This window comes from Streptococcus sp. k-628, from assembly GCF_013277475.1.
In the GTDB taxonomy this organism is placed as follows: domain Bacteria; phylum Bacillota; class Bacilli; order Lactobacillales; family Streptococcaceae; genus Streptococcus.
On record NZ_VMMZ01000054.1, the window covers coordinates 1 to 9,407 of the forward strand.

Here is a 9,407-nt window from a genome sequence, read left to right on the forward strand (position 1 = left end):
ATTTTCGAAGAGTATTATTGTAACTGAGATTGATCTGGGAGATAAGAACCACCTAGATAGGTATTGCTGAGTTTTTCAAGGGTTCCGTCTTGATAGAGTTCTTTGAGCGCTTTATCAAATTTCTCTTTAAACTCTTTTTGGTCGCTCGAGAAAATAATATAGTTACTGGGGCTATCAGCAGAAGGCAAGTCAACCACAGAAAGGTCTAAGCTACGATCCTTGATAATCTTTTGAACTGATACCTTGTCAAAGACTAGGAAATCAAATTCATCGTTAGAGAGGTCTAGGATTCGTTTACCAATATCCTCACCAGAAAAATCGATAGTAGCGGGATTGTCAGTGTGTTTCTGATTCCAGTTATTGATGAATTGAGCGTTTGAAGTTCCGGTATCCTCTTGCGTTGTTTTACCAGCAATTTGATCAAGTGAAGTCAAAGGACTTTTCTTGTTGCTGACAAGGACGAGGGGGTTGTTTGAAATGGGAAGTGAATAGAGGTATTTTTCAGCACGCTCTTTTGTATAACTCAAGTTATTGGCTGCTGCTTGATAGTGACCAGAATCAAGCCCTGGGAAGATGCTCTCCCAAGCAGTTCTTTGGAATTGAATCTCGTAGTCGCTGAGTTTTTCATCTACTGCTTTTAGAACTTCAATATCAAAGCCGGTCAGATTGCCCTTGTCTTCGTAGTCAAATGGTGGCACATCACCAGCTGTAGCAACGACGATTGTCTTTTGAGAGTTGGTTGCTTTGGGTGTGGCTTGATTCCCACAGGCAACCAAAAATGGTAGGATAGCTAGTAAAAGGCTAAATTTTTTCATAATGTCTCCATTCAAATGTAAAGTACTTGCTAGTTTATCAGAAACTGTCTTGATGCACCAATATATATCTTTTATGGCTGTGATAAAAAAACTTAATCATGGAAAATATCTGCAAGCTCTTTCAAAATATGGTAGAATGGAAGCAGTAGAATTAGAAAAGGAAATCGGTTATGAAATTTCTTGAATTAAATAAAAAACGTCATGCGACTAAGCATTTCACTGATAAGCCAGTTGATCCAAAAGATGTACGTACGGCTATCGAAATTGCAACCTTGGCACCAAGTGCCCACAACAGCCAGCCTTGGAAATTTGTAGTGGTGCGTGAGAAAAATGCCGAACTAGCAAAATTGGCTTACGGTTCAAACTTTGAACAGGTATCATCAGCACCTGTAACCATTGCCCTCTTTACAGATACGGACCTTGCCAAACGTGCCCGTAAAATTGCCCGAGTTGGTGGTGCTAACAATTTCTCAGAAGAACAACTACAATACTTCATGAAAAATTTGCCTGCTGAATTTGCACGTTACAATGAACAACAGGTCAGCGACTACCTAGCCCTCAATGCAGGTTTGGTTGCTATGAACTTGGTTCTGGCTCTTACAGACCAAGGAATCGGATCAAATCTGATTCTTGGTTTTGATAAATCAAAAGTCAACGAAGTTTTGGAAATTGAAGACCGTTTCCGTCCAGAACTCTTGATTACAGTGGGCTACACAGACGAGAAATTGGAACCAAGCTACCGCTTGCCAGTAGATGAAATCATCGAGAAAAGATAGAAGGAAGATAATATGACAGTAATTGATTTTACAGCAGAAGTAGAAAAACGCAAAGAAGGCCTCTTGGCTGACTTGTTTAGCCTTTTGGAAATCAACTCAGAACGTGATGATAGCAAGGTTGATGCTGAGCATCCATTTGGACCTGGTCCAGTAAAAGCCTTGGAAAAATTCCTTGAAATAGCAGATCGTGATGGCTACCCAACTAAAAATGTTGACAACTATGCAGGACATTTTGAGTTTGGTGATGGAGAAGAAGTTCTCGGTATCTTTGCCCACATGGATGTGGTTCCAGCTGGTAGTGGTTGGGACACAGACCCTTACACACCAACTATCAAAGATGGTCGCCTTTATGCGCGTGGTGCTTCGGATGACAAGGGGCCTACAACAGCTTGTTACTATGGTTTGAAAATCATCAAAGAATTGGGTCTTCCAACTTCTAAGAAAGTTCGCTTCATCGTTGGAACAGACGAAGAATCAGGCTGGGCAGACATGGACTACTACTTTGAGCATGTAGGACTTGCAAAACCAGACTTCGGTTTCTCTCCAGATGCTGAATTCCCTATCATCAATGGTGAAAAAGGTAACATCACTGAATACCTCCACTTTGCAGGTGAAAATACAGGGGTAGCCCGTCTTCACAGCTTTGCAGGTGGTTTGCGTGAAAACATGGTACCAGAATCAGCAACAGCTGTCGTTTCAGGTGATTTGGCTGACTTGCAAGCGAAACTAGATGCCTTTGTTGCAGAACACAAACTTAGAGGAGAACTCCAAGAAGAAAACGGTCAATACAAGGTGACCATCATTGGTAAATCAGCCCACGGTGCTATGCCAGCTTCAGGTGTCAATGGTGCGACTTACCTAGCCCTCTTCCTCAGCCAGTTTGACTTTGCTGGTCCAGCCAAAGACTACCTTGACATCGCTGGTAAGATTCTCTTGAACGATCATGAGGGTGAAAATCTCAAGATTGCTCATGTGGATGAAAAGATGGGTGCCCTTTCTATGAATGCCGGTGTCTTCCGCTTTGACGAAACAAGCGCTGATAATACCATTGCCCTCAACATCCGCTATCCAAAAGGAACAAGTCCAGAGCAAATCAAGTTAATCCTTGAAAACTTGCCAGTTGCTTCTGTTAGCCTTTCTGAGCACGGTCATACGCCTCACTATGTGCCAATGGAAGATCCACTTGTGCAAACCTTGTTGAATGTTTATGAAAAACAAACTGGACTTAAAGGTCACGAGCAAGTTATCGGTGGTGGAACCTTTGGTCGTTTGCTCGAACGCGGAGTTGCCTACGGTGCCATGTTCCCAGACTCAATTGACACCATGCACCAAGCCAATGAATTTATCGCCTTGGATGATCTCTTCCGAGCAGCAGCAATCTATGCCGAAGCTATTTACGAATTGATCAAATAAAACGATAGAAGTCTGAGATTGTATGCTTAGACTTCTTTTTGGAGGGAAAGTAGATGTCTCAAATTGAAAGAATCAAGCAGGCTATTATGTCAGATCCACAGAATGCCAGTTATACAGAGCGTGGCATTGAGCCTCTCTTTGCAGCGCCAAAGACTGCTCGCATCAATATCATCGGTCAAGCGCCTGGTTTTAAAACCCAAGAGGCAGGCCTTTATTGGAAGGACAAGAGTGGTGACCGCTTGCGGGACTGGCTAGGTGTGGATGAAGATACCTTTTACAATTCAGGATATTTTGCTGTTTTGCCTATGGATTTCTACTTTCCAGGGCATGGCAAGTCAGGTGATCTGCCACCGAGAACTGGCTTTGCAGAAAAATGGCATCCACAGCTCTTGCAAGAATTACCAGATATTCAGTTAACTCTCTTGATTGGGCAATATGCCCAGGCCTACTATTTAAAGGAGAAAATCAGTGGCAAGGTAACAGAACGGGTAAAACATTACCAGAACTATCTGCCAGCCTATTTTCCACTAGTTCACCCCTCACCGCGAAATCAAATCTGGATGGCCAAAAATCCTTGGTTTGAGTCAGAAGTGGTGCCAGATTTGAAAAAAAGAATTAAAACTATTTTAGGAGAAAAAGAATGAAAGAAATTTCCTTTGACGCATTTTACCAGCTTTACCAGAATGACCAACTTTCTCTAGTAGACGTGCGAGAAGTGGATGAGTTTGAAGCTCTTCATTTAGAAGGTGCTCAGAATCTTCCTTTGAGTCAATTAGCTGATACTTATGATCAATTGGACAAGGACCAGTTACATTATGTTATTTGTAAATCTGGAATGAGATCGGCGCGTGCTTGTCAATTCCTATCAGAACAAGGTTATAATGTCATCAATGTCCAAGGTGGCATGACTGCCTTTGAAGAACTCTAAACGTAAGAATTTTCTCCTGCTTGGTGTGGACTGGGTAGGAGAGCTTTATTTTTAGATAATTCTCATTTTTGAGAATCTTGAAAACATTCAATAGTTACTTCGTGAAGCTTTTTTCATACTCCTATTCATGATATACTAGGTCAGTATTTTATAAATATAAAGGAGATTTTCATGGCTAAAAAAGGTGCCCTAACAGGTTTGCTTCTGTTTGGAATATTTTTTGGTGCGGGGAACTTGATTTTTCCGCCTTCTCTAGGTGCTCTATCTGGAGAACATTTTCTTCCTGCCATCGCAGGTTTTGTCTTTTCAGGTGTCGGTATCGCCGTCTTGACTCTTATTATTGGAACGCTAAATCCTAAAGGATATATTTACGAGATTTCAACAAAGATAGCGCCTTGGTTTGCGACTCTTTACCTCTCAGTTCTTTACTTGTCAATCGGTCCATTCTTTGCCATCCCACGTACAGCTACAACAGCTTACGAAGTAGGGATTAGCCCCCTTTTGTCGGATGCAAATAAAGGACTTGGCTTGATTGTATTTACGGTTCTGTATTTTGCGGCAGCCTATTTGATTTCGCTTAATCCATCAAAAATCTTAGACCGTATCGGCCGTATTTTAACACCAGTCTTTGCGATTTTGATTGTTATCTTGGTTGTTCTGGGAGCTTTCAAATACGGTGGAACAAGTCCTCAAGCTGCTTCAGCTGCTTATCAAGATTCTGCCTTTGGTACAGGTTTCCTAGAAGGTTACAATACCTTGGACGCCCTTGCTTCAGTTGCCTTTAGCGTAATCGCAGTTCAAACCTTGAAACAACTTGGCTTCTCAAGTAAGAAAGAATACATTTCGACTATTTGGGTGGTTGGTATCGTTGTTGCCCTTGCTTTCAGCGCTCTTTACATCGGTTTAGGTTTCCTTGGAAATCATTTTCCAGTACCAGCTGAAGCGATGAAGGGTGGAACACCAGGTGTTTACATCTTGTCACAAGCTACTCAAGAAATCTTTGGTTCAACAGCTCAACTCTTCCTTGCAGCTATGGTTACTGTAACCTGCTTCACAACAACAGTTGGTTTGATTGTGTCAACAGCTGAGTTCTTTAATGAACGCTTCCCACAAATCAGCTATAAGGTTTATGCGACAGCCTTTACCTTGATTGGATTTGCCATTGCTAATTTGGGTCTTGATGCGATTATCAAGTACTCCATTCCAGTACTGGTTATCTTGTACCCAATCACGATTGCCATCGTTATGATTGTCATTGTCAACAAATTTGTAGCTCTTTCAAAACCAGGTATGCAGTTGACAATTGCTGTGGTTACAGCTATTGCTATTGCAAGCGTACTAGGAAGCTCATTTAAAGTTGAGTTTCTTGCAAGTCTTGTCAATGCTCTTCCTTTTGCCAAGGCATCTCTCCCATGGTTGGTACCAGCCGTTGTCGGAATCTTGCTCTCATTGATTCTACCAAACAAGCAAGAAAGTGATGTTTTTGAAATGGAATAATCACTAATACTCTTCGAAAATCAAATTCAAACCGCGTCAACGTCGCCTTGTCGTATGTGTAGGATACTGACTACGTCAGTTCCATCTACAACCTCAAAACANNTTTCATTGAGTATAAAATCACTTTTGTAGCCAAGTCTACAGGAGTGATTTTCTTTTTTTATCCGATGATAAATGTGTTATAATAGGTAGCAAAAGAGGTGAAGAAATGAATCAAACAGTAGAATATATCAAAGAACTGACAGCCATTGCGTCGCCAACGGGCTTCACTCGGGAGATTTCGGACTATTTAGTCAAGACACTAGAAGCTTTTGGTTACCAGCCAGTTCGTACAGCCAAGGGCGGTGTCAATGTGACTATCAAAGGTCAAAATGATGAGCAACAACGCTATGTGACTGCCCATGTAGATACGCTGGGGGCTATTGTCCGTGCTGTCAAACCAGACGGCCGTCTCAAAATGGATCGTATCGGTGGTTTTCCTTGGAACATGATTGAAGGAGAAAACTGTACCGTTCATGTGTCTAGCACAGGTGAAAAAGTATCAGGAACCATCCTCATCCACCAAACTTCTTGCCATGTCTACAAGGATGCAGGAACTGCAGAACGCACTCAGGACAATATGGAAGTGCGTTTGGATGCAAAAGTGACCAATGAAAAAGAAACTCGTGCCTTGGGGATTGAGGTCGGTGATTTTATCAGCTTTGACCCACGAACTGTCGTGACAGAGACAGGTTTTATCAAGTCTCGTCATTTGGATGACAAGGTCAGCGCAGCGATTTTGCTTAATCTGCTTCGTGTTTATGAGGAAGAGAAGATTGAATTGCCCGTAACAACCCATTTTGCTTTTTCAGTTTTTGAAGAAGTGGGGCACGGTGCTAACTCTAATATCCCTGCTCAGGTAGTAGAATATCTGGCTGTGGATATGGGAGCTATGGGTGACGACCAGCAAACAGACGAATATACAGTGTCTATTTGTGTCAAGGATGCATCAGGTCCTTATCACTATGATTTCCGCCAACACTTGGTTGGATTGGCGAAAGAGCAAGATATTCCATTTAAGTTGGATATCTATCCATTTTATGGTTCGGATGCTTCAGCAGCCATGTCTGCAGGGGCAGAGGTTAAACATGCTCTTCTAGGTGCTGGTATCGAGTCTAGCCATTCTTATGAGCGTACCCATATTGACTCAGTAGTGGCGACTGAGCGTATGGTCGATGCCTATCTCAAGAGCGCATTGGTAGACTAATATGTGCCTAATTTGTCAGAGAATTGACCTCATCAAGAAGGGAGAAAATCCCTACTTTGTCAAAGAGTTGGAAACAGGCTATCTTGTGGTTGGAGACCACCAGTATTTTGCAGGCTATAGTCTCTTTCTAGCCAAGGAACATGTCACCGAATTGCACCATTTGAAAAAGGAAACAAGACTCCGTTTTCTCGAAGAAATGAGTCTAGTCCAAGAGGCAGTTGCCAAGGCATTTGCTGCTGAGAAAATGAATATCGAACTGCTAGGAAATGGCGATGCCCATCTTCATTGGCATCTGTTTCCACGACGGACAGGTGATATGAATGGCCACGGTCTTAAAGGTCGTGGTCCAGTCTGGTGGGTTCCCTTTGAAGAAATGACAGCAGAAACATACCAAGTAAAAACGGATGAGATTAAAAGATTAGTCGAATGTTTATCGTCAGAAGTAGATAACCTATTAGAAATAAAGGAGTAGAAATGAAAAAAAGATACCTTATCTTGACAGCCTTGCTAGCCTTGAGTCTAGCAGCTTGTTCACAAGAAAAAGCAAAAAATGAAGATGGAGCAGCTAAAACAGAACAAACTGCTAAAGCTGATGGAACAGTTGGAAGTAAGTCTCAAGGAGCTGCCCAGAAAAAAGCAGAAGTGGTTAACAAAGGAGACTATTACAGCATTCAAGGGAAATACGATGAAATCATCGTAGCCAACAAACACTATCCATTGTCTAAAGACTACAATCCAGGGGAAAATCCAACAGCCAAGGCAGAGTTGGTCAAACTCATCAAAGCTATGCAAGAGGCAGGTTTCCCCATTAGTGATCATTATAGTGGTTTTAGAAGTTATGAAACTCAGACCAAGCTCTACCAAGATTATGTTAATCAAGATGGGAAAGCAGCAGCTGACCGTTATTCTGCTCGACCTGGTTATAGCGAACACCAGACAGGCTTGGCCTTTGATGTGATTGGGACTGATGGTGATTTGGTAACAGAAGAAAAAGCAGCCCAATGGCTTTTGGAGCATGCAGCTGATTATGGCTTTGTTGTCCGTTATCTCAAAGGCAAGGAAAAGGAAACAGGCTATATGGCTGAGGAATGGCACTTGCGTTATGTAGGAAAAGAAGCTAAAGAAATTGCTGAGAGTGGTCTTAGTTTGGAAGAATACTATGGCTTTGAAGGCGGAGATTACGTCGATTAAAAAATAAACTTTTCTCTTGCAATTTCAGATAAATAGTGTATAATAGATGGGTATGTGAAAAACATACTTGTGGGAGGTAAAAATCTCTAATTACCGCCAAAACCACAAAGGAGGATTTAAAAATGGCTAAAAAAGTCGAAAAACTTGTAAAATTGCAAATCCCTGCTGGTAAAGCTACACCAGCTCCACCGGTTGGACCTGCTCTTGGTCAAGCTGGTATCAACATCATGGGATTCACAAAAGAGTTCAACGCTCGTACAGCTGACCAAGCTGGCATGATCATTCCAGTTGTTATCTCAGTTTACGAAGATAAATCATTTACTTTCATCACTAAAACACCACCAGCTGCTGTTCTTTTGAAAAAAGCTGCAGGTGTTGAAAAAGGATCAGGTACACCTAACAAAACTAAAGTTGCTACAGTTACTCGTGCGCAAGTACAAGAAATTGCAGAAACTAAGATGCCAGATTTGAACGCAGCAAACGTAGAGTCTGCAATGCGTATGATCGAAGGTACTGCTCGTTCTATGGGATTCACTGTTGTTGACTAATCAATAACACAGTAGAAAATCTCACAGCAGTCTATTAGTTGCTTTTCATACTAGGCAAGTGACTGATGCTTGTACTTGGGTACAGCAAGGAAACTTAAGGCCGTAGGAAAAGAATCTAATAGACTGATAACCCGCAAGACTTCATCATTTCGAGAAGTGACGTGGGAGATGAAAATCGATTGAACCACTTACAAGGAGAATAGAAAATGGCTAAAAAAAGCAAACAACTTCGTGCTGCTCTTGAGAAAATCGACAGCACAAAAGCATACAGCGTAGAAGAAGCTGTAGCACTTGCAAAAGAAACTAACTTTGCAAAATTTGACGCAACTGTAGAAGTTGCTTACAACTTGAACATCGACGTTAAAAAAGCTGACCAACAAATCCGTGGAGCAATGGTATTGCCAAACGGTACTGGTAAAACTTCACGCGTTCTTGTTTTCGCACGTGGTGCAAAAGCTGAAGAAGCAAAAGCTGCTGGTGCAGACTTTGTTGGTGAAGATGACCTTGTTGCTAAAATCAACGATGGTTGGTTGGACTTCGACGTAGTTATCGCTACACCTGACATGATGGCTCTTGTTGGACGTCTTGGACGTGTCCTTGGACCACGTAACTTGATGCCAAACCCTAAAACTGGTACTGTAACTATGGATGTTGCTAAAGCAGTTGAAGAGTCTAAAGGTGGTAAAATTACTTACCGTGCTGACCGTGCAGGTAACGTTCAAGCAATTATCGGTAAAGTATCATTTGAAGCTGAAAAATTGGTTGAAAACTTCAAAGCTTTCAACGAAACAATCCAAAAAGCAAAACCAGCTACAGCTAAAGGAACTTACGTAACAAACTTGACTATCACAACTACTCAGGGTGTTGGTATCAAAGTTGACGTAAACTCACTTTAATCAGTAGTTAAAGTAATGTAAAAAAGTTGAAGACGCTATGTCTCAACTTTTTTTGATTTCAAAATATCTTCTTGTAAGGTAATACTCAATGAAAATC

General features: G+C 41.7%; 11 protein-coding genes. 10 read left to right on the forward strand and 1 reads right to left on the reverse strand.

Features of this window, described 5'->3' with window-relative positions:
• Nucleotides 1–14: 14 nt before the first annotated feature.
• Entirely contained in the window at nucleotides 15–815 is an 801-nt protein-coding gene (locus tag HT730_RS07360; protein ID WP_054436152.1) for an amino acid ABC transporter substrate-binding protein, read from the reverse strand.
• A 170-nt stretch (nucleotides 816–985) separates the two neighbouring features.
• Between HT730_RS07360 and HT730_RS07365 the strand changes: the two genes are divergently transcribed.
• The 10 genes from HT730_RS07365 to rplA all read left to right on the forward strand — a co-directional run bounded on the left by HT730_RS07365 (nucleotide 986) and on the right by rplA (nucleotide 9,310).
• Nucleotides 986–1,591 (forward strand): nitroreductase family protein, encoded by a 606-nt coding sequence (locus HT730_RS07365; RefSeq protein WP_000670166.1) that lies wholly within the window; start codon nucleotides 986–988, stop codon nucleotides 1,589–1,591.
• 12 nt (nucleotides 1,592–1,603) lie between these two features.
• A complete protein-coding gene (pepV, locus tag HT730_RS07370) occupies nucleotides 1,604–3,004 on the forward strand; it encodes a dipeptidase PepV (RefSeq protein ID WP_173307216.1) in 1,401 nt (466 codons plus the stop codon).
• A gap of 53 nt (nucleotides 3,005–3,057) precedes the next feature.
• The gene (locus HT730_RS07375; protein ID WP_173307217.1) at nucleotides 3,058–3,648 is read left to right on the forward strand and encodes a uracil-DNA glycosylase family protein; all 591 of its coding nucleotides are present in this window, start codon (nucleotides 3,058–3,060) and stop codon (nucleotides 3,646–3,648) included.
• Nucleotides 3,645–3,932, forward strand: a complete 288-nt coding sequence (locus HT730_RS07380; protein ID WP_173307218.1) for a rhodanese-like domain-containing protein — start codon at nucleotides 3,645–3,647, stop codon at nucleotides 3,930–3,932. Before HT730_RS07375 ends, HT730_RS07380 begins: the two co-directional genes overlap by 4 nt.
• A gap of 171 nt (nucleotides 3,933–4,103) precedes the next feature.
• The gene (brnQ, locus tag HT730_RS07385; protein WP_173307219.1) at nucleotides 4,104–5,429 is read left to right on the forward strand and encodes a branched-chain amino acid transport system II carrier protein; all 1,326 of its coding nucleotides are present in this window, start codon (nucleotides 4,104–4,106) and stop codon (nucleotides 5,427–5,429) included.
• Between the two features lie 208 nt (nucleotides 5,430–5,637).
• A complete protein-coding gene (locus HT730_RS07390; RefSeq protein ID WP_173307220.1) occupies nucleotides 5,638–6,675 on the forward strand; it encodes a M42 family metallopeptidase in 1,038 nt (345 codons plus the stop codon).
• A 1-nt stretch (nucleotide 6,676) separates the two neighbouring features.
• The gene (locus HT730_RS07395; RefSeq protein ID WP_173253517.1) at nucleotides 6,677–7,147 is read left to right on the forward strand and encodes an HIT family protein; all 471 of its coding nucleotides are present in this window, start codon (nucleotides 6,677–6,679) and stop codon (nucleotides 7,145–7,147) included.
• A 2-nt stretch (nucleotides 7,148–7,149) separates the two neighbouring features.
• Nucleotides 7,150–7,866, forward strand: coding sequence for an LD-carboxypeptidase LdcB/DacB (ldcB, locus tag HT730_RS07400; protein ID WP_173307221.1), 717 nt, complete (start codon nucleotides 7,150–7,152; stop codon nucleotides 7,864–7,866).
• Nucleotides 7,867–7,988: 122 nt separating this feature from the next.
• Nucleotides 7,989–8,414, forward strand: coding sequence for a 50S ribosomal protein L11 (gene rplK, locus HT730_RS07405; protein ID WP_001085807.1), 426 nt, complete (start codon nucleotides 7,989–7,991; stop codon nucleotides 8,412–8,414).
• A 206-nt stretch (nucleotides 8,415–8,620) separates the two neighbouring features.
• Nucleotides 8,621–9,310 carry a 50S ribosomal protein L1 gene (gene rplA / locus HT730_RS07410; protein WP_001085675.1) on the forward strand — a complete coding sequence of 230 codons (690 nt, stop codon included), beginning with the start codon at nucleotides 8,621–8,623 and terminating at the stop codon, nucleotides 9,308–9,310.
• Nucleotides 9,311–9,407 lie beyond the last annotated feature (97 nt).